The sequence below is a fragment of the Pedobacter agri PB92 genome (assembly GCF_000258495.1).
In the GTDB taxonomy this organism is placed as follows: Bacteria; Bacteroidota; Bacteroidia; order Sphingobacteriales; family Sphingobacteriaceae; genus Pedobacter; species Pedobacter agri.
This window is the reverse complement of record NZ_AJLG01000099.1, coordinates 1-18,408: the sequence shown is the minus strand read 5'-3', so window position 1 is coordinate 18,408 and position 18,408 is coordinate 1. Positions and strand designations below refer to the sequence as shown.

Below are 18,408 nucleotides of genomic sequence, written 5' to 3'. Positions count from 1 at the left end.
GAATCTGGTAAAATTGAAATTATCACGCAATACGATATTATAAACGCGATATCAGGGTAGGAAGAATGTAAGATGTGAGATGGATGAGGTAAATGGGAAATAGAGAATAGAAAATAGGAGAGTCTCGTCGTCATCTAATCTAATCCTTCCTAAAACGGTCGTCATTGCAAGGTACGAAGCAACCCTAATGCTTTTGGTTTTCAAATAGCGACCGCTAATAAGAGATTGCTTTCCCGAAAAGTCGGGACAGTGATGAGAAGCCATAAAAAAAACGCCCGAGTAAGAAATTACTCGGGCGTTTTTTTGCATTATGCTATTTTCGCTTTGGTCTTCAAACCTTAAGCCTTATACCTTCCGCCTTCAACCTTTAATGGCTCGGCGCATCAGCGTTCACACGCTTAATTTGCGCACCTAAGGCACGTAAACGCGTATCGATATCCTGGTAGCCACGTTCAATCTGTTCGATGTTGTAAATGGTTGATTTACCCTCAGCAGATAAAGCTGCAATTAACAAAGAAACTCCAGCCCTGATGTCAGGAGAAGTCATGCTGATTCCACGAAGTTTGTATTTTTTGTCGATACCATTAACCGTAGCACGGTGCGGGTCGCAAAGAATAATTTGAGCGCCCATATCAATCAACTTATCCACGAAGAATAAACGACTCTCGAACATTTTCTGATGAATTAAAACGTTTCCTTTTGCCTGAGTAGCCACAACCAAAACGATGCTTAATAAATCAGGCGTAAAACCTGGCCATGGAGAATCTGCAATCGTTAAAATCGAACCATCAATAAATGTGTCAATCTCATAATGTTTTTGAGATGGAACATAAATGTCATCGCCTCTGCGCTCCAACTTAATCCCCAATTTCTTGAAAACTTCTGGAATTACACCAAGTTCATCGTAACAAACATTTTTAATGGTGATTTCTGATTCCGTCATAGCTGCCATACCAATGAACGAACCAATTTCAATCATATCAGGCAACATTCTGTGTTCAGTTCCGCCTAAAACTTTAGCGCCTTCAATGGTTAATAAATTCGAACCAATACCGGAAATTTTTGCGCCCATGCGGTTTAGCATTTTGCAAAGTTGCTGTAAATAAGGTTCGCAAGCAGCATTGTAAATGGTTGTTGTTCCTTTTGCCAAAACAGCAGCCATTACGATGTTCGCCGTTCCCGTTACCGATGCCTCATCTAGTAAAATATAAGCACCTTGTAAGTTTGTTGCATCAACATTAAAGAATGCTTTTTTGCTATCGTAAACAAATTTTGCACCTAGCTTTTCGAATCCGATAAAGTGTGTATCTAACCTTCTGCGACCAATTTTATCGCCCCCGGGTTTTGGAATTGCCGCTTTACCAAAACGAGCCAACAACGGACCAACAATCATGATTGAACCGCGTAAGCCGCCACCTTTGGCTTTAAAAGTTTCTGATTCAAAGAAATTTAAATCTATATTTTTAGCCTCAAACGTGTAAGTATCTTTATTAATGCGTTCCACAGCAACGCCCAAGTCACCTAGTAGTTCAATCAGCTTATTTACATCCTTAATATCCGGAATGTTGCTAATGGTAACTTTTTCTTCGGTAAGCAAAACAGCCGATAGAATCTGTAAAGCCTCGTTTTTGGCGCCCTGAGGAGTAATTTCGCCTTTTAATTTAATTCCGCCTGTTATTTCAAATGCGTTCATATATCTTTTTAAGTTAAGTGTCAGTCTGAGTTTATCGAAGACAGTGTTTCGACAGGCTCAACATGACAATTAAAAGTTATTAATATTTAGGTTTATTATTATTGTTGCGTCCGCGGTTATTATTATTGTTATTCTGACGGCCCTTACCGTTATTGTTGTTATTATTTGTTCTACCCCGGTTATTGTTATTATTGTTTTGACGAGGATTTTGAGCTCTGAATTCCACTTTGGCCAGATTTACGCCTTCATCAAGAGATAACAATCCGCCAGAAAGGTATTTCAAATCTTTAATGATGGTATCATCACTTACATTATCCTTATTCCAGGTTACATAAGCCATTTTCATAAAGTTTGCGATGCCCTGAACCATTGCTTTTTTATGTTCAGGATTATCCTCACGCATGGCTTTCTCAATCAAATTCTCAACCGTTTTACCATAATGTTTGTAGGTAATTCGCTGTTGAGGATAGGGAAGTGGCTCTGGTTTTTTAAAGGCATTCTCTGGCAAAGGCTTCGGATATGGACTTTCCACATCAATCTGATAGCCAGAAATGATATGCAAATGGTCCCAAAGTTTATGTTTAAAATCGGCAACATCGCGTAAATGCGGTTGCAAAAATCCCATCAGGTCGATAACTGCCTGGGCATATTTATTGCGTTCTTCAATAGTGGGTAATTCGCAAATATACTTCACCATATTCTGAACGTTGCGGCCATATTCCGATAAAATCAAATGGCTACGCGTAGTATTATAATCAAAATTCATGTACAGATAATTTAATGGATAAATCTTCCGGCGATACGAATTATGAAATAACCAGAGGAGATGAGGTTATGAATTCACCGAAATGTCTATTGCCGGACTTTCGTTATTTATAGTTCAAAGATAATTAAATTTGCGATTTAAGGTTACGATTCTGGATTTTATTTTGGAAATGAACCTTCAGTAGTTCTTTTGATGTTTCAGTCCTGCTATCACTTCAAGTTCTCGCTCGTTCCTCACTCCGGGCTTTTCGTTCTATCAGGTTTATTTAACAAAGTATGCTGCTTTTAGATAAGTTTTGTTCATTAGGACTTTACTTTTATCATTTGAAGCAGTCTGCAAAAGTGCAATTTAAAGGTTTAAATGTAAGGGTATTTACTAACACCCATCCCACAAGGAGATTGCCACGGCTGAAGAAGCCTCGCAATGACGACTTTTCGATTTTCCGTATTCCCTTGGCAAAAACTAAATCTCATCACTATTCTTCGGATAATCAAAGAAAACCAATTCTCCTGTTCCTCTGCTTACCATTTTCCACGAATCAAAAGGAAATGACATTAACACCATTCCCGCCGTTGGAATATTGTAAATGTCTGCATCGCTTAGTTCATTAGCCAAATCGGTAAAACCTGGGTTGTGCCCAAACATAATTACCGTATCCGAACTATCATCCAAACCATTTATAACTTTCAAAAGGGCAGTGGTATTGGCCTCATAAATAGATTCTTCGTATTGTATATCATTAACCTGATATGCTTCAGCAAAGAATTTGGCGGTAGATTTTGCTCTTTTCGCCGGACTGCTTACGATTAAATCAAACTTAAAACCCCTTTGTACCAAACGTTCAGCCATTTCAGGTGCATTTTCTTTGCCACGTTTATTTAAAGGTCTGTCAAAATCTTTCAAATCTAAATTTCCCCAGTCCGATTTTCCGTGACGAACCAAAAGTAATTGCTTAGCCATTTAGTTTTTCTTTAATTTTATTTACAATCGTTTCAGGATTAATTAAATCCATACAACTCTCAACACCACACAAGCAGGGTTTGTTTCCATAAATCGAATTTGGTCGGGCGGGGTGGTCTATTTGAATGCAATCATTTTCTGATTGCCCATAACCTAAAAAGCCAGCATAAGGATGTGTTGGGCCCCATACCGAAACTACCGGAACGCCAACTAATGAGGCCATGTGCATACCTGACGAATCCATGCTCAGCATTAGGTCGAGGTTAGAAAATATTGAAAGTTCTTCCGTAAGGCTAAAATTACCAATTAAATTATGTGTAATTGGATAAGTGTTGGCCCACTTTTCAGCCGTTGCTTGTTCAGATTTTCCTCCACCGAAAATAAAAAGTTCGTAACCTTCTTGGCTCAAAGAAGAAATCACTTTCTCCATTTTTTCTAATGGATAAACCTTATAAATATGTTGGGCAAAAGGGGAGATGCCAACTTTTTTATTGTTGTTTTGAAATAAGTTTTTCGCTTTTGACGGTATTGCTTGTAGAGCTTTAGTAAGCTTATGGCTCAAGGTAACATCAAAACCCAGTTCCCGGAATACATCAGCATAACGCTCTACGGTATGTCGCAGTGGTTTAAATATTTTATTTTTAGTACGTATTAACGCATTTTTTTCTGCTCTGCCTTTATTAATTCGCTTAATTTTAAATCCAGTAAGCCGGAAAAAAGTTGAAATCGCTCTGCTTCGCAAATTATCATGCAAATCGGCAATTGCCGTAGGTTTATATTTTCGTAACTCCTGGTAAAGCTTATATAGGCCATCAATGCCTTTATGTGAAGTTTTAGGCTGAATCGCATGGAATATGAGATTTTCAATCCCATCAAAAAATGGTTTAAAAGCTTCGCGACTAACCATAATAATCTCCGCAGATGGATTTTGCTGAGAAAACTCTTTTAGAACAGAAGCCACCATTGCCACATCGCCCATGGCCGAAAAACGTAAAACGATAATTTTGTGGGTTGTTGACATGGCTTTTAGCTTTCGGCTTTCTGCTTTTTAAGCTTTATTATACAAAACCGGATTTAAGCTCGGGTCGTTGTACATTTTCATTTGCTTGTACACTTTCATGTATTTTTTGCCCGCTTCAATATCAGCCAATAGTTCATCAATACTGGTTGATAAATCGTCGCGTTGCGATAATAAAATATTGAGTTTGGCTTGGCATAGTTCACGGTGCTCTGGCGATGCACTTTCACGTTCCGCTTCCTCCTGCATGTGGTAAATTTTCAAGGCCAAAATCGAAAGCCTGTCTATTGCCCATGCCGGACTTTCCGTATTAATTTTTGCATCAGGCAAAGCCGAAATGCCCTGATAAAGATTTAAGAAATAACCATCAATAAACTCCACCATATCGGTACGAACCTGATTTTGGGCATCAATTCGTCTCTTCCAGCTTAATCCTTCAACCGGGTCTATTTGCGGGTTACGAACCACATCTTCCATGTGCCATTGAGCGGTATCAATCCAGTTTTTAATGTAAAAAAGATGTTCTAAGCTTTCCGCATCATAAGGGTTTTCAACGGGATGGTCAATGTTATCGAATTTGTGGTAATCAGCAATTACTTGGCTAAATATGCGGTTGGCAATTTCACTTATCATGGGGCAAAGATATTAAAAGATTTTTTCCATCACGGTTGATTACACAGATTAATGGATTACAGAAGTTTTCCTTTGGCTTGCAGATTTAAATTTCGGATTGTTTTACCCTAAACCCTAAACCCTAAACCCTAAACTTTTTATTATCGAAAAACGTAGCGATCTCTTCCAACGAAAATGCATTTAAACATTTATCAGCGCTTAAGCCACCTTTGCGGGCAACCAAAATACCGTATTTCATATCATGAAAGCCTTCAGTTCTATGTGCATCAGGATTTACGGAAAGCAAAACGCCTTTTTCTAATGCGTAGCGGTGCCAACGCCAATCCAAATCTAAACGTAAAGGATTTGCATTAATTTCAATTACTACGTTGTTTGCTGCACAAGCATCGATAATTTTTTTATAATCGATTTGATAACCCGCCCGGCTTAACAACAAGCGCCCCGTTGGATGCCCCAAAATGGTGGTGTAAGGATTTTCAATGGCCTTAAGTAAACGGGATGTGGCTTTTGCCTCATCCATTCGTAAATTGCTATGAACCGAAGCGACCACAAAATCGAAAGTTTTAAGTACATCATCACTGTAATCTAAAGAACCATCGCTTAAAATGTCGCTTTCAATTCCCTTAAATATTTTAAATGGAGCCAGTTTTTTATTCAGCTCGTCAATTTCCTGGTGTTGGCCAAAAACGCGTTGTTCATTTAATCCTTTGGCATAAACGGCAGTTTTAGAGTGGTCGCAAATACCTAAATACTGTAAATTCAAAACGTCTTTACAGTAAACTGCCATTTGTTCCAACGTATGAACGCCATCGCTCCAGGTAGAATGGTTGTGTAAGCTACCCTTTAAATCGTCATAAGTAATCAACGCAGGCAATTTATTTTCTTTGGCCAATTCAATTTCATCAAAATCTTCACGAAGTTCGGGTTCGATGAACGCCAATCCAGCTTTGCGGTAAATTTCCTCTTCATTAGAAAAAGGACCATCACCGGCTAATTCCAATACTTTTGCTACATGTTCGGGATTTCCTGTTAATTTAAACCACTCTAAATAAAACTCAGTTTTATCAACGACAAAGATTTTGATTCTTAATCCAGTTTCTGTTGTGGTGATAAAAGCATCTTCTCCGGCGATTAATGAAAGTGGTTCAAATGATTCCAAATTTTTCTGCACCTCTTCAACATGCTCAGCGCCGATAACAAATTCTAACTCATCGATAATTTCACAGGAACGGCGAAATTGTCCTGCAACGCCCAGTAGGGAATGATTATCTACATTAATCAGCCATTCGGAAATTTGTGCCTGCAGGTTTTTTGCAAAAGCTTCAACCTGTGCAAACAAGAATCTCCCGTTGGCAGCCAGTTTAAATTCAATGGCGTTTTTAATTTCCTCCTGTGTTTTTAAACCAAAGCCTTTGGCTTCGATTAAACGGTTTTCATTACAGGCGTAATAAAGTTCTCCAATAGTTTCAATACCAAGGGTTCGCCAGATGATTAATATCTTTTTCGGTCCGATTCCTTTGATTCCAAGCATCTCAACTACGCCTTCAGGTGTTTGCTGAAGAATAGTATTGAGTTCCTGGAGTTCACCGGTTTCTAATAGTTCAATAATTTTAGCCGCTAAACTCTTACCAATCCCATCAACTTGATCAATCTCATCAACTGGTTTATCTTTTAAAGCGAAAGGCAATTTATCAACTTTAAAATAGGCGTTAGCTACTGATTTAATTTTGAAAGGATTTTCCTCATGCAATTCCATTAATTGCGATAACAGTCGTAAAGTCCGGGCGATGGTTTTATTTTCCATAGGGTGTAAAATTAGAAAATAATGACTTAAATCATCGGGGAGAACTATTTTTTCAAACAGAAATAATTGTAGTGTTGTTTTATTGAAATGAAATCTCGAAAAATCATCTTCTTAAGTTTTATCATTGGTTTAACGGCCTGCCAATCTGCTGAACATTCCGCCCACCAACAAGATTCCACAGAGTATATTACATCTGGAAAGCAAAAAAATATTGATTCCGCCTTTTTGGTTGTTCCGGGCAAATCAATAGGGGAGATATCCCTAGGAGAAAACATGACAGAAGTTGGGAAGAAACTTGGCCGACCTGATGCGGGTGATGCTGCTATGGGGAAGGCATGGGGAATTTGGTATAGCAAAGATTCTACCGATGGGCAAAAAAATGAGCTGGCTGTATATTCTTCTTATCGGGACACTAGCATGGTGGTAAAAGAGGTAAAGCAAATTCGCATCACATCGGCTCAATTTAAAACCCGGAATGGTATTACTACCGGAGGCCCTGAAGCAGGTACGAAATCAAAATTCCCTGCGATGGAGCTGGTTTCATCTTATTTAAACCAAAATAAAGATACCGTAACCGTTTATGATTCCAGGCAAGATGGAATTGGTTTTGAGTTTTTGAAAGGAAAGAGTATTTCTATAACCGTTCATCCGGTGAATCAATCGGTTAATGGAACTTATTTGACCCTTCACCCGGAGTGGAAATTAATAGAATAGGGGGAAGATGAATTTCGTTAGACTGAGCCTGTCGAAGTACAACCTATTTGTTGAATGCATTTCGACAAGCTCAAATGTGACACCTAATTTTATTTTATTACCGCTTCAAAAGGCATCCTGGCTTGAATACCAGAACTTGAAATAACCTTTTTCATTTGTTGATACAGGAAATAATTTTCACCTAATTCTTGTTTAGTATAATAGGTTTTGATTCTATCGGTGCTTTCATCCATAAGTGATTTTAACGGGTCAACAACATCCGGATATTCCACCACTTTATAATCTTTTATTTTCGCTTTTTTAGCTGCAGCTTTAATCGCATCATTAAAACTTCCAATTCTATCGGCTAAACCAATTTGAACTGCATCTGTTCCAATCCAAACGTGGCCTCCACCAATGCTATCAATATAGGCCTTGCTTTTCTTTCTTCCATCTGCCACACGACTAACGAAACCATTATAAATTCTATTCAATTCATTTTGAATGATAAATCTTTCACCTTCAGTCATTGGTCGGTTAGTTGCCATGATATCAGCATATTTGCCAGTTTTCACCCCATCGAAAGTAATTCCAAGTTTATTGGTCATCAAATTTTGGAAGTTAGGGATAATGCCAAACACCCCAATTGACCCTGTAATGGTATTAGGCTGTACGAAAATACTATCAGCAGCACAACCGATGTAGTAACCACCTGATGCAGCAACATCGCCAAATGAAGCAATTACCGGTTTTTCTTTTTTAGTAAGAACAATCTCTCTCCAAATCACGTCTGATGCCAATGCACTACCACCCGGTGAATTTACCCGGATCACAACTGCTTTAATGTCATCATCAAGGCGGGCTTTACGGATTGCTCTTGAAATACGTTCTGAACCAATCTGGTTATCATTGCCCTCACCGCCGCTAATTTCGCCATTGGCATAAATTACAGCAACCTTATCTTTGCCAGAACCTGAATCTTTGTTATTTTTAGCATAATCATTAATCGATACCGTTCGTACATTTTCATCTTTGGTTCTTCCTGATAAGCCTTTAAGTTCTTCTAAAATCTGATCTTTATATTTTAATGCATCAACCATTTTGAAGTTTACAGCGTCTTGTGGTTGTCGAACTCTAAAATCGTCGGCAATTTTGTATAAACTGTCTTTATGGATGTCTCTGCTTTTTGCAATATCTGTTAAAAAAGTATTATATAAACCGCCTACGTAGGCCGTCACCTGCTTGCGGTTGTAATCACTCATTTTGTCTAAAATAAATGGCTCAACAGCACTTTTGTAGTTTCCAACACGAATAACCTGCATTTCCACCCCAACTTTTTCCAGTGTTCCTTTAAAGAAAGTGAGCTCTGAGCTGAAACCTTTAAATTCTAAAGCACCTTCTGGGTTTAGATAAATTTTATCTGCAGATGAAGCCAGGTAATAAGCCCCCTGCGTGTAAACTTCGCTATAGGCAATAATCTTTTTATGTGATTTTTTAAAATCGATAAGTGCATTTCTAACCTCACGCATAGTAGCAAAACCAGCATTCGGACTGCTTACGTTTAAATAAATACATTTAATGTTATCATCAGTTTTTGCCCTCTGGATAGATTTTAGAAGATCATTTAGCCCGATACCATCTTTTTCATCACCACCAACTATTGGCAAGTTTCCGAATGGGTTTTTAGGCGTACGTTCAGTTATGGGCTGATCTAAATTTAGAAATAGAACTGAGTTGTTTGATACGGTTACAGTTTTATCGCTATCAATAGATGAAATTGCCCCCACAATGATCACAAAGAAAATAATGAAAATAATGACCATTGAAAGGAAAAACCCTAACATTGAGGCAAATAGATACTTAAAAAATTCTTTCATTTAAATGTTAATTTTGTGCCGTAAAGATATAAAAATACATGATGCTTAATACGGCTTTAGAGTACAGAACTGCTTATTTGTTACTCGGTGGAAATTTAGGAGATAGAAAAGCGAACTTGCATCAGGCAATAAAATTGATAACTGAAAATATTGGCGAAATAAACGCTGTTTCCGCTATATATGAAACTGCGGCTTGGGGCAAAACCGATCAGCCTGCATTTTTAAATCAGGCCGTGGCGGTAAAAACAAATTTTTCTGCCATCGAAGTGTTAGATAAAGCATTGGATATTGAAAAGAAGTTAGGGAGAGTGAGAAAAGATAAGTGGGGAGAACGGCTGATCGATATCGATTTAATTCTTTTTGATGATGCTGTGATTGATATTGAGAATAAACTTCAGGTGCCACACCCGCAAATGCAATTCAGGAAATTTGTGATGGCTCCTTTGGTTGAAATTGCAGCTGAGGTAATTCATCCTGTTTTGGGGAAAACTATTTCTGAAATTTTTAAAAATATTACAGATGATTTAGAGGTTAACAAATTGTAAATAGCTAGATTTGAAATATGCAAACTAATTATGATAATCATCCCCTAGATTTATCATACCTAACTGAAATGGTTGGTCATAATCCTGAGTTTATGATCGAAGTTTTTGACACATTTATAGAACAAACTCCTTTCTATCTCGCTGAGTTAGAAGATGCGCTATCCAAGAAAGACTGGGATAGGGTTGGCCATTGTGCGCACAAAATTAAGCCTACCTTTAGTTATGTAGGCAGAAATGATGTGAAAGATTTTGTTCAGTCAATTGAAAATAATGCTAGAAATCAAATTTCAGTCGAGCAAATACCAGCAGATGTGGAACGATTAAAATCGCTACTGATAGAAATTTATGCCCAACTTGATGTGGCCAGAAGAAATCTTCAATCTACTTTATAAAAGTATTTGGGAACAAGCTTTTGATAAAAATTTGAACTACCTTTTCATTTAAGCGATATCACATAAAAGAAATAATTGTTTCAAACATTAAGATGGCCTAATCAACCAGGAATAGAGCTATCACTTTAGATCTTGAACATAGCGATTATTAAAACTTCTGAAATGTAAGAACGACAGAGCAATATAAAGCACCAATACAAATGGAATTGCAGCGAATTGCAAAGCAGCAATTAGAATTGCCGATAAAATCAAAAAGATAAATTTAATTTTATTTTTTGCCCAACTGAAGTCGCTGAATTTTAAAGAAAAGATTTTAATTTCACTTACCAATAGGAAACTTGTTATAGCAGTGATGGCAATGAGTAGGATAGTAGAACCAATTATTTGTGGATAATCATCTGTGATGAATGGTAAAGAACAAATAAACAAGGTGTTCATCGGGGTATTTAGTCCGATAAAATCTTCCGTTTGTCGCTCATCGTTATTAAATTTTGCTAACCGCAATGCAGAAAACACCGTGATGAAAAAGCCCAGATAAGGCAAATAATCTGACGAATAATCGCTTGCTTTTAATAGCTGAAACATGATTACTCCAGGTAAGAAACCAAAACTTACCATATCTGCCAGTGAGTCTAAATCTTTTCCGATTGCTGATTTTACGTTCAGCAAGCGGGCAACCATTCCATCAAAGAAATCGAATATACCAGAGAGAATAACGAAATACGCTGCTGTTTGTAAATCGCCTTTAAATGCAAAAACGATTCCAATACAACCAGAAAATAGGTTTGCACAGGTAATCGCATTGGGAATATGCCTTTTCATAAGGTTTAAGGTGTGTTGTTTTTAAGGTATCAGGTTTAAGTGCAAATGTATATAAAACCTTTAAAAAACATAAGGCTTAAAGCATCCAATCAAGAAGCCTTAAGCCTTACATCTTTTACCTTTCGGATTATACTAGCTATTCATCGAAATTAAAAATTCTTCGTTGCTTTTTGTGCCTTTAATTTGTGCTTGTACGAACTCCATTGCTTCCTGGCTATTCATGTCTGCCAGGTGGTTACGTAAAATCCAAACACGTTGTAAAATATCTCTATCTAATAATAGGTCATCTCTACGAGTACTCGAAGCAGTAATATCGATAGCCGGAAAGATTCGTTTGTTCGATAATTTACGGTCTAACTGTAACTCCATGTTACCGGTACCTTTAAATTCTTCGAAAATAACCTCATCCATTTTAGATCCGGTATCAGTTAAAGCCGTAGCTAAAATTGTTAATGATCCACCGTTTTCAATGTTACGAGCCGCACCGAAGAAACGTTTTGGTTTGTGTAATGCATTTGCATCAACACCACCCGATAATATTTTACCTGATGCTGGAGCAGTAGTATTGTATGCTCTTGCTAAACGTGTAATTGAATCTAAAAGAATAACTACATCATGTCCGCTTTCTACCAAACGTTTAGATTTTTCTAACACGATATTGGCAATTTTTACGTGACGCTCAGCAGGCTCATCGAAAGTAGAGGCAATAACTTCTGCTCTTACACTACGAGCCATATCAGTAACCTCTTCCGGGCGCTCATCTATCAAAAGGATAATTAAATAAACTTCAGGATGGTTTTTAGCAATCGCGTTAGCAACTTCCTTCAGCAAATTGGTTTTACCAGTTTTAGGCTGTGCAACGATTAAACCACGTTGACCTTTACCAATTGGCGTGAACAAATCCATAATACGGGTAGAATAATTACTGTTATCCGTAAATAGATTTAATTTTTCAGTAGGGAAGAGTGGTGTTAAATAATCAAAAGGAACACGGTCACGAACCTCAGCAGGGATTCTGCCGTTTATAGTTTCTACGCGAACCAAAGGGAAATATTTTTCGCCTTCTTTCGGAGGACGGATGCTGCCTTTCACAGTATCACCGGTTTTTAAACCGAAAAGTTTAATTTGCGACTGTGATACATAAATATCATCAGGAGAAGTTAAGTAATTGTAATCCGCGGAACGCAAGAAACCGTAACCATCGGGCATAATTTCTAAAACACCCTCATTTGTAATCACATTATCGAAATCTAAGTTCGAATAACTGTTTTCATTTTTATGGTGGTTACCTCCTTGAGGTTGTTTCTGCTGGCGATTATCATCGCGTTGTGGTTTATCTTGCTTCTCTCTTTGCTCTTGTTTTTGTCTCGGTGCTACCGGAATAACTTCTGCCGATTCCTCGATTAAAGCAGAAATTGGTTTGCTCCCACCATCTTCAGCCTCTACAATTCTGTCTGGTTGTTTTTCATTTTGTTGCTGATGTTGCGGTTCATCAAACAATGTAACAGCATCTCTTCTTCTTTCAACTGGCGCTGCAGGTTCATCTTTATTTAACCTTGCTTCTTTTTTTAACTGGTTTTTCAGGAGTAGCAGTAGTTGCCGCCGATGCCGCTACTTTTGGAGTTTTTTCAGCTTTAACTGCTTTAGTTTTTGCAGCTGGTGCAACAGCAACAGGTTCACTTTCGCTATAGGGATCTGCCCCGCCTTTAGCGGCACTTATCATTTCTTGCTGGTGTAAAAGAACTTCAACAAGGTCAATTTTTCTTAAGGATTCGGCACCTTCAATGCCATAGGATTTTGCAAGCTCACGTAATTCTGGTGTGAGCTTATCATTTAATTCTGTTTTGCTAAACATTCTAAATATATATGTTTCAAGAAATTTTTCATTTGTTTATAACGGATGTTTCCTGCTATAAATCTGCACAGGCCTAATTTATGTGTTAGCGTAAGCCCGGCGGTTTCATTGTGTATAAATTCTTAAGGCTATAAAACTTTAATGAGTTGGTTATTTGATATACTCAAAATGTTTCATAATTGTTTACGAGCTGAATAAAAACGATTATTCGTTTCTAAAAATGGTAACAAAAAACAAGTCTTGATAAAATTTTTCTGGGATATTCAGATAAACGGTTGAGAAATTATGTTGCAATTGTATGTATTTGAAACGTAATCCGCAAGAAAAAGTTTAAAATGTTTGTAAAAATAATTAATGTGAAGATTATTTCTTCGTTCGTAAAACTCAAAAAACCTCATATTTGCAGCAAATAAGCCCTGATATGACCAAGCAACAACTTTTCGAGCAAATACAGAAAAAGCGTTCATTTCTATGTGTTGGATTAGATTCTTCGTTAGATAAAATTCCTCAACACTTATTAAAGTACGACAACCCGATTTTGGAATTCAATAAACAAATAATTGATGCCACTAAAGATTTGTGCATTGCTTATAAGCCAAACACTGCCTTTTACGAGTGTTATGGCAAAAAGGGCTGGGAAACTTTAATTGAAACCTGGAAATATATTCCTCAGGAGATATTCTCCATCGCCGATGCCAAACGTGGCGATATTGGGAATACTTCTGCAATGTATGCCGAAACATTTTTTAATGAACAATCATCAGAAATGAGTTTCGATTCTGTTACCGTTGCACCTTATATGGGCAGTGATTCTGTAACGCCATTTCTAACTTTTGAAAATAAATGGGTTATCCTGCTGGCATTAACTTCAAATTCCGGGCATGCTGATTTTCAACTGCAAGAAATAGGAGAGGATAAACTGTTTGAAAAGGTGTTAAAAACTTCTCAAACATGGGCAACAGACGAACAGATGATGTATGTTGTTGGGGCTACGCGTGGCAGCGCTTTCGCGGAAGTACGTAAGCTTGCTCCGAATCATTTTCTATTGGTTCCTGGTGTTGGTGCCCAAGGTGGCGATTTGCATGAAGTGTGTAAATATGGATTGAATTCGCAGTGCGGCTTATTAATTAACTCATCCAGAGGAATTATTTATGCCAGCAATGGAGAGGATTTCGCAGAAAAGGCCAGGGAAGAAGCGCTAAAATTACAGCAGGAAATGGAGCAGATTTTAGTTGGAGCAAACTTGGTTTAGTTATCATATTTTAATTGCCATGGAAGCACTGATGACACGGAAAAAAGGTAGAAAAGTTTCTTAGTGTTAATAATAACGCTATAAAGCCTTGAAATACATTTAAAAATTTCGTGTAAATCTGTGCTTCCGTGGCAAAAATCTCGTTTTCTTAGCGTAAAGCTTCGCGTTCTTTGCGGTTAATCTCTATAAATATATGAATCCCAAAATAGATTTAAAACTCGTCCTTGCCTTATCTGGCGTTGCCATTATTTGGGGTACAACATACCTTGGTATTCGGGTTGCAGTAGCAAGTATTCCGGCCTGGTATGTCACGGCAATACGCCAAACCATCGCTTCTCTGATCATAATGATAATTCTAATCAAACAGAAAGAATTGAAATGGATTGGATGGTCAGGTTTAAAAAGACAAATCTTACTGTCTATTTTGATGGTAGTGGTTGCAAATGGCATGACCACAGTTGCTGAAAAAACTATTCCCAGCGGACTAACTTCTTTAATTAATGCAACATCTCCACTGCTAGTATTTATTGGCTGTGTGTTTTTAGGCATCCAAAAGCCAAGCTTAAAAGGATTTGTTGGCGTGTTCATTGGTTTTCTGGGTATAGTGTTTATCTTCCGGGATGGAATAAACGATTTATTAGAGCCAGGCTATCGGAATGGAATTTTATCGTTAGTTATTGCAGTTTCAGGCTGGACAATTGGAACAATTTACTCGAAAAAACATAGTGGGAAACCACAATATATCTTTCTCAATCTTTTTTATCAGTTTGTATTTTCGGCAATTGTCCAGTTTGGTTTGGCCTTAATTTTCTCAGGCAAGGCTGATGTAGATTCATGGAAAATAGAAAGTATTCTCGCAGCGGTTTATCTTGCCATATTTGGTTCTGTTCTGGGCTACTTTTGTTATCACTATGCCTTGAAAAAAGTTTCAGCCTCTGAAGTTTCAATTTTAACATACTTCAATACGGTTATTGCGATTTTTTTAGGGTGGCTCATCCTAAATGAACAGGTAGATGTCGATTTAATTGTTGCAACAGCTCTGATTATTGCCGGGGTTTTTATTACAAATTATAAGAAAAAGGCAGAATTGGTATAACGTGCCTTAAAACTAGTTTGATCAATTTCAGCAGCGCTCTCAAATGCCTAAATAATTGAGTGCCCGTAAAGATTTTTGCAAAACTTTTAGGAATATTCATTAACTTCAGTTATGAATTTTTCGGAAGATTTTCTGCATTATGTTTGGCAATTCTGTTCGTTTGATCATCATAAACTCAAAACTGCCGATGGAGAAGAATTGAAAATTCTTCATCAGGGTTTCCTGAATAAAAATGCAGGTCCTGATTTTAGCAACGCCAAAATTATAATTGGTGAAACACTTTGGGCTGGAAATGTCGAAATCCATATTAAATCTTCCGATTGGCTCAATCATAATCATCAAGTTGATAAAAGTTATGATAACGTAATTCTCCACGTAGTTTTCGAAAATGATATCGAAATAAAAAGAATTGATGGTTCCGTTTTACCTGTTCTAGTATTAAAAGATCGAATCGCTCGAGATTTAATAGAGAAATATGAAACCCTGTTTCTCACCCTCACGGATTTTCCTTGCATTGCCCAAATTGGAACTGTTGATCAAATCCATATTGATTCATTTTTATCCAGAACGCTTATTGAAAGGTTTGAGCAAAAAACCGAATTGGTAATTGCCACACTAAATGAATTAAATGGCAATTGGGATGAAACGTTTTACCGTTTTATGGCTCGCAATTTCGGTTTTAAAGTAAACGCATTACCGTTCGAGTTGCTTGCGAAAACTGTTCCGCAACAAATTTATGGCAAGCACAAAAATAATCCACTACAAATTGAAGCACTGGTTTTCGGCTCGGCTGGTTTTCTGAACGATCAGTTTGAAGATGATTATCCCCTCAGTTTAAAAAAAGAATTTCAATTTTTGCAGAAGAAATATGCTATCAAACCTCTGGAAGTTTCGATCTGGAAATTTATGCGAATGCGGCCACAAAATTTCCCCACCATTCGCCTCGCTCAGTTTGCGGCGTTAATTATAAAGGAGAATCATCTTTTTCAAAAATGATGGAAATAAGCAACGTGGCAGAACTTCAGTTATTATTGAATGATTTGCCGGTTCATCATTACTGGAAAACCCATTATCATTTCAAAAAGCCAGCCGATGGGGTAGGTATTCAAATTGGCAAAACCTCAGCAAATAATATATTATTAAATACGGTAGCGTTGTTTTTATTTGCTTATGGCAAGCATACCGGAACTCATCTTTATATTAGCCGGTCAGTAAAACTGTTAGAAAATTTGCCTGCTGAGCAAAATGCAATTACTGATAAATTTACTTCAGCGGGTGTGGTGATGGATAATGCCTTCGCATCACAAGGAATTCTCCAGCTAAAAAAACATTATTGCGACCAAAAGAAATGCCTTTTTTGTGGTATTGGAATAAAGATTTTAAAACAGGCCTAAAACCTATAAAATTTATCAAACTTTCTATCTTTTAATCGGTTTAGTCAATATGGAATTCCCACATGAACTTAAAGAACTTTATCGCGATAAAATTATCGAAGTAAGAGGCAATGCTGATGCATTAACTGTAATTTTAAATGAAGGGGTTGACATTGAGAAATTCAAAAATGAACTCAAGAAAAAATATTCAGGTTTGGAAGAACAACAAACTTTATTTATCAAACATGAAAACAAGCAAGATTTCGAAAAACTGATTCTAGACTAAGGCAACTTCAGTTGATCATTTAACGAAATATTTTTACTAAATTAGATTTATATAACACCTCATCATTGCGCTTTTTTTATTTGTATTGCGGTAATATTTAAACAAGCTAAAAATGTTCCAGAGAATTATCACCTATTTCGAGCAACAGAGTTTTGGTGTTTCTACCTATTTGGCCAATAAACTAAATATGAGTACAGCGAAAGTTCGTTTGTTTTTTATTTATTCTTCTTTTTTGGCCGTTGGTTTTCCAATACTATTTTACTTTCTGGCAGCAGTAGTTTTGGATATCAGAACGTACATGAAAAAAATGAGATTGAGGATTTGGGAGTAAATCCCCATCCCTAAAGTGAGCTTCGTGCTGTCGCCCTGTAGATGTTTGTTTGAAAGAAATTAACATCATACTTCGAACATAAACATGCTTTTATTTCCCCTGTAAAGGGATATGGATTAATCTTCTCTCAAAATTTCAGCAATTTCATTAAAGCCTTTTTCTGCAGCTAAATCTGCAGGTAATTTACCGCCTTCCATCCGCAATCCAACCTCTGCGCCATGTTCTAAGAGCAGAATAATGAGTTCGATGTTTCCCAGCTGTGCTGCGGTGTGTAAAGGTGCCAAACCTGCTTTCTGACAAACGTTTGGGTAAGCGCCTGCATCCAGAAGCATTTTTGTAATATTAATATTGTTTGCGGCAACTGCAGAATGTATCGGGAAAACGTTAAATCCATTTTTAGATGCTAAATTGACATCAGCTCCTTTCAACACTAAAAATTTCGCAAGGTCTTCGTGTCCGAAATAACAGGCTAAGCCCAATGGGGTAAAGCCATCTTCTGAGAATTCATTGATACTATTTGGGTGTTGAAAAATTAACAATGTTGCAGCATCGAACTTACCAACCGCACAGGCTTCAAACAATGTTAAATTATCTGTGAATTCTACAATTACGTTAGCGATATCTTGTTTCTTATAATAACACGCCAGAAGCAAGGGTGAGATATTATGCGAAGTACTAATATTGGCCAACATCGGGTTTTCCAATAAAAGTTCTTTTACAGCCGCTAAATTTCCTGATTCAATCTGCTCTTCGAGTTGCGCTATACTCATATGTTTGATTTATTTCAATTTATCGATTTAAATTAACAAAAAATTAATAGTGATTAGAAATTTTACTGAAATATTCTGGAGTGGTTAAAAAATGTGCGGAGCCCATTCGATGAATGTTTTGATTTTGTTGTACGAAGAATTTGTAAGCTTTGAAAATCATAGCGAATAGCCCAAATCAATTTGAGCGTTAGATTATCGAAAAAAATACCCGTTTAACCTCTCCAGGTAAAAAGTGTGTACGT

The 18,408-nt window shown here is 37.1% G+C and carries 18 protein-coding genes and 1 pseudogene; 8 read left to right on the top strand and 11 right to left on the bottom strand.

Annotated features, from left to right (window positions below):
- Positions 1 to 367: 367 nt before the first annotated feature.
- The 6 genes from murA to ON09_RS14620 all read right to left on the bottom strand — a co-directional run bounded on the left by murA (position 368) and on the right by ON09_RS14620 (position 6,874).
- Positions 368 to 1,693, bottom strand: a complete 1,326-nt coding sequence (murA, locus tag ON09_RS14645) for a UDP-N-acetylglucosamine 1-carboxyvinyltransferase (protein ID WP_010601814.1) — start codon at positions 1,691 to 1,693, stop codon at positions 368 to 370.
- Between the two features lie 79 nt (positions 1,694 to 1,772).
- Complete coding sequence (locus tag ON09_RS14640) at positions 1,773 to 2,459, bottom strand: DUF4290 domain-containing protein (RefSeq protein WP_010601813.1); 687 nt, start codon at positions 2,457 to 2,459, stop codon at positions 1,773 to 1,775.
- 462 nt (positions 2,460 to 2,921) lie between these two features.
- Positions 2,922 to 3,419: a SixA phosphatase family protein gene (locus tag ON09_RS14635; protein ID WP_010601812.1), complete on the bottom strand. Its 498-nt coding sequence runs from the start codon at positions 3,417 to 3,419 to the stop codon at positions 2,922 to 2,924.
- Positions 3,412 to 4,440, bottom strand: a complete 1,029-nt coding sequence (locus tag ON09_RS14630; RefSeq protein ID WP_010601811.1) for a glycosyltransferase family 9 protein — start codon at positions 4,438 to 4,440, stop codon at positions 3,412 to 3,414. Before ON09_RS14630 ends, ON09_RS14635 begins: the two co-directional genes overlap by 8 nt.
- 27 nt (positions 4,441 to 4,467) lie before the next feature.
- Positions 4,468 to 5,070: a DUF4254 domain-containing protein gene (locus ON09_RS14625; RefSeq protein WP_010601810.1), complete on the bottom strand. Its 603-nt coding sequence runs from the start codon at positions 5,068 to 5,070 to the stop codon at positions 4,468 to 4,470.
- Positions 5,071 to 5,191: 121 nt separating this feature from the next.
- Positions 5,192 to 6,874, bottom strand: coding sequence for a helix-hairpin-helix domain-containing protein (locus tag ON09_RS14620; protein WP_010601809.1), 1,683 nt, complete (start codon positions 6,872 to 6,874; stop codon positions 5,192 to 5,194).
- An 87-nt stretch (positions 6,875 to 6,961) separates the two neighbouring features.
- Here ON09_RS14620 and ON09_RS14615 point away from each other — a divergent pair, with 87 nt between their 5' ends.
- Positions 6,962 to 7,588, top strand: coding sequence for a hypothetical protein (locus tag ON09_RS14615; RefSeq protein ID WP_010601808.1), 627 nt, complete (start codon positions 6,962 to 6,964; stop codon positions 7,586 to 7,588).
- Between the two features lie 89 nt (positions 7,589 to 7,677).
- Here the strand turns inward: ON09_RS14615 and sppA are convergent, their stop codons facing one another.
- Positions 7,678 to 9,444, bottom strand: a complete 1,767-nt coding sequence (gene sppA / locus ON09_RS14610) for a signal peptide peptidase SppA (RefSeq protein ID WP_010601807.1) — start codon at positions 9,442 to 9,444, stop codon at positions 7,678 to 7,680.
- Positions 9,445 to 9,482: 38 nt separating this feature from the next.
- Here sppA and folK point away from each other — a divergent pair, with 38 nt between their 5' ends.
- The gene (gene folK, locus ON09_RS14605; RefSeq protein ID WP_010601806.1) at positions 9,483 to 9,989 is read left to right on the top strand and encodes a 2-amino-4-hydroxy-6-hydroxymethyldihydropteridine diphosphokinase; all 507 of its coding nucleotides are present in this window, start codon (positions 9,483 to 9,485) and stop codon (positions 9,987 to 9,989) included.
- 17 nt (positions 9,990 to 10,006) lie between these two features.
- On the top strand, positions 10,007 to 10,381 hold the full coding sequence (locus ON09_RS14600; RefSeq protein WP_010601805.1) for an Hpt domain-containing protein: 375 nt from the start codon (positions 10,007 to 10,009) through the stop codon (positions 10,379 to 10,381).
- 120 nt (positions 10,382 to 10,501) lie between these two features.
- Here ON09_RS14600 and pssA read toward each other — a convergent pair whose 3' ends face one another.
- From pssA to ON09_RS26140, 3 genes are all read right to left on the bottom strand, one after another.
- Entirely contained in the window at positions 10,502 to 11,203 is a 702-nt protein-coding gene (gene pssA, locus ON09_RS14595; RefSeq protein ID WP_010601804.1) for a CDP-diacylglycerol--serine O-phosphatidyltransferase, read from the bottom strand.
- 132 nt (positions 11,204 to 11,335) lie between these two features.
- Complete coding sequence (rho, locus tag ON09_RS14590; RefSeq protein WP_051010220.1) at positions 11,336 to 12,703, bottom strand: transcription termination factor Rho; 1,368 nt, start codon at positions 12,701 to 12,703, stop codon at positions 11,336 to 11,338.
- Between the two features lie 46 nt (positions 12,704 to 12,749).
- On the bottom strand, positions 12,750 to 13,058 hold the full coding sequence (locus ON09_RS26140) for a Rho termination factor N-terminal domain-containing protein (protein ID WP_029204359.1): 309 nt from the start codon (positions 13,056 to 13,058) through the stop codon (positions 12,750 to 12,752).
- Between the two features lie 421 nt (positions 13,059 to 13,479).
- Between ON09_RS26140 and pyrF the strand changes: the two genes are divergently transcribed.
- The 5 genes and pseudogenes from pyrF to ON09_RS14560 all read left to right on the top strand — a co-directional run bounded on the left by pyrF (position 13,480) and on the right by ON09_RS14560 (position 17,396).
- Complete coding sequence (pyrF, locus tag ON09_RS14580; RefSeq protein WP_010601803.1) at positions 13,480 to 14,310, top strand: orotidine-5'-phosphate decarboxylase; 831 nt, start codon at positions 13,480 to 13,482, stop codon at positions 14,308 to 14,310.
- A gap of 193 nt (positions 14,311 to 14,503) precedes the next feature.
- Positions 14,504 to 15,406, top strand: coding sequence for a DMT family transporter (locus tag ON09_RS14575; RefSeq protein WP_010601802.1), 903 nt, complete (start codon positions 14,504 to 14,506; stop codon positions 15,404 to 15,406).
- Between the two features lie 111 nt (positions 15,407 to 15,517).
- Positions 15,518 to 16,800, top strand: a pseudogene (locus ON09_RS14570) (DUF2851 family protein).
- Positions 16,801 to 16,849: 49 nt separating this feature from the next.
- A complete protein-coding gene (locus ON09_RS14565) occupies positions 16,850 to 17,065 on the top strand; it encodes a hypothetical protein (RefSeq protein ID WP_010601801.1) in 216 nt (71 codons plus the stop codon).
- Positions 17,066 to 17,177: 112 nt separating this feature from the next.
- A complete protein-coding gene (locus ON09_RS14560) occupies positions 17,178 to 17,396 on the top strand; it encodes a PspC domain-containing protein (protein WP_010601800.1) in 219 nt (72 codons plus the stop codon).
- Positions 17,397 to 17,512: 116 nt separating this feature from the next.
- Here the strand turns inward: ON09_RS14560 and ON09_RS14555 are convergent, their stop codons facing one another.
- On the bottom strand, positions 17,513 to 18,166 hold the full coding sequence (locus tag ON09_RS14555) for an ankyrin repeat domain-containing protein (RefSeq protein WP_010601799.1): 654 nt from the start codon (positions 18,164 to 18,166) through the stop codon (positions 17,513 to 17,515).
- Positions 18,167 to 18,408 lie beyond the last annotated feature (242 nt).

Bases quoted from the DNA above. Each gene is read 5' to 3' on its own strand.
- ON09_RS14620 (WP_010601809.1), bottom strand. From the start codon at position 6,874: ATGGAAAATAAAACCATCGCCCGGACTTTACGACTGTTATCGCAATTA.
- ON09_RS14560 (WP_010601800.1), top strand. From the start codon at position 17,178: ATGTTCCAGAGAATTATCACCTATTTCGAGCAACAGAGTTTTGGTGTT.
- ON09_RS14555 (WP_010601799.1), bottom strand. From the start codon at position 18,166: ATGAGTATAGCGCAACTCGAAGAGCAGATTGAATCAGGAAATTTAGCG.
- pyrF (WP_010601803.1), top strand. From the start codon at position 13,480: ATGACCAAGCAACAACTTTTCGAGCAAATACAGAAAAAGCGTTCATTT.
- ON09_RS14615 (WP_010601808.1), top strand. From the start codon at position 6,962: ATGAAATCTCGAAAAATCATCTTCTTAAGTTTTATCATTGGTTTAACG.
- folK (WP_010601806.1), top strand. From the start codon at position 9,483: ATGATGCTTAATACGGCTTTAGAGTACAGAACTGCTTATTTGTTACTC.
- ON09_RS26140 (WP_029204359.1), bottom strand. From the start codon at position 13,058: ATGTTTAGCAAAACAGAATTAAATGATAAGCTCACACCAGAATTACGT.
- pssA (WP_010601804.1), bottom strand. From the start codon at position 11,203: ATGAAAAGGCATATTCCCAATGCGATTACCTGTGCAAACCTATTTTCT.
- ON09_RS14625 (WP_010601810.1), bottom strand. From the start codon at position 5,070: ATGATAAGTGAAATTGCCAACCGCATATTTAGCCAAGTAATTGCTGAT.
- sppA (WP_010601807.1), bottom strand. From the start codon at position 9,444: ATGAAAGAATTTTTTAAGTATCTATTTGCCTCAATGTTAGGGTTTTTC.
- ON09_RS14600 (WP_010601805.1), top strand. From the start codon at position 10,007: ATGCAAACTAATTATGATAATCATCCCCTAGATTTATCATACCTAACT.
- ON09_RS14640 (WP_010601813.1), bottom strand. From the start codon at position 2,459: ATGAATTTTGATTATAATACTACGCGTAGCCATTTGATTTTATCGGAA.
- murA (WP_010601814.1), bottom strand. From the start codon at position 1,693: ATGAACGCATTTGAAATAACAGGCGGAATTAAATTAAAAGGCGAAATT.
- ON09_RS14565 (WP_010601801.1), top strand. From the start codon at position 16,850: ATGGAATTCCCACATGAACTTAAAGAACTTTATCGCGATAAAATTATC.
- ON09_RS14635 (WP_010601812.1), bottom strand. From the start codon at position 3,419: ATGGCTAAGCAATTACTTTTGGTTCGTCACGGAAAATCGGACTGGGGA.
- ON09_RS14575 (WP_010601802.1), top strand. From the start codon at position 14,504: ATGAATCCCAAAATAGATTTAAAACTCGTCCTTGCCTTATCTGGCGTT.
- ON09_RS14630 (WP_010601811.1), bottom strand. From the start codon at position 4,440: ATGTCAACAACCCACAAAATTATCGTTTTACGTTTTTCGGCCATGGGC.